Annotated in this window: 1 protein-coding gene; it reads left to right on the top strand. The window is 73.4% G+C overall.

What is annotated here, in order from left to right; genetic code table 11:
- Positions 1-308: 308 nt before the first annotated feature.
- The gene (locus D180_RS12940) at positions 309-815 is read left to right on the top strand and encodes a hypothetical protein (RefSeq protein ID WP_017913118.1); all 507 of its coding nucleotides are present in this window, start codon (positions 309-311) and stop codon (positions 813-815) included.
- Positions 816-883: the final 68 nt, after the last annotated feature.

Below are 883 nucleotides of genomic sequence, written 5' to 3'. Positions count from 1 at the left end.
TGGCGGCGCGGGCGGCTGCCGGTCGCAGGCGGCGAGCGCAAGCAGCAACACCGCCACGCCTGGTTGAATCGGCTTCATCGCACTTCCTCACTGGACCAGCGCATAGGCTAGCGTGCATGCGCTTGCGCTGCACGGCGCTGCGGCGACGACACGCAGCGCGCAGCCGCGGCTCGGCACAGCGCCCTGAACCGGGCGTTCGATCACGCCGATGACAAGACGGCTGCAGGCACCGACACGCCGACGCATCGCCACTGTCATCGGCATTTCACCGCGCTGCGCCACGCTGCGCGCCTACCGACCCCGCCGCCATGCACCCGCGCAAGACCGCCCTCGCCCTTGCGGCACTGCAATCGCACGATGCGCCGCTGGACATGCGCCAGCGACGCGTGCTGATCCTGGCCGACGGCCAGCGCAGCGTCGAGGAACTGGCCACGCTGGGCGGCCGCGGCGCCGATGCGATCGTGCAGGGGCTGCTGGAGCAGGGCTACCTGGACGATGGGCGCGGCGTCGCCGCCGCAACGGTGGCCGCGAGCGCGCCACCACCACCGGCCGACCCGCGTCGCGCCCTGCTCAATGCACGCATGTATCTGCTGGACCTGCTGCAACTGCAGCGGCATCCGGCCTCGCCTGCCCTGCAGCTGCAGTTGCGCGCCGCGCGCGAGGAGCAGGACACCCTGCGCGCGATCGCGCTGGCGCTGCGCGCCATGCCGGAGATGACCTCCGAGCGCTACGCGCAGCGCATCCGCGAGCGCGTGTTGGAGATCCTGCCGGCATCGCTGCACGGCGCGCTGACGGCCGCGGCGGAGGCCGCCTGACGGACAGCGCCGCCGTGCGTGGCAGCGGCAGTCCCGGCAGCAGCCTGAGCGGCGCGACCGCGCCGGCG

Source organism: Xanthomonas sp. SHU 166, assembly GCF_000364685.1.
Classification (GTDB): Bacteria; Pseudomonadota; Gammaproteobacteria; order Xanthomonadales; family Xanthomonadaceae; genus Xanthomonas_A; species Xanthomonas_A sontii.
This window is presented reverse-complemented; position numbering and strand designations above follow the sequence as displayed.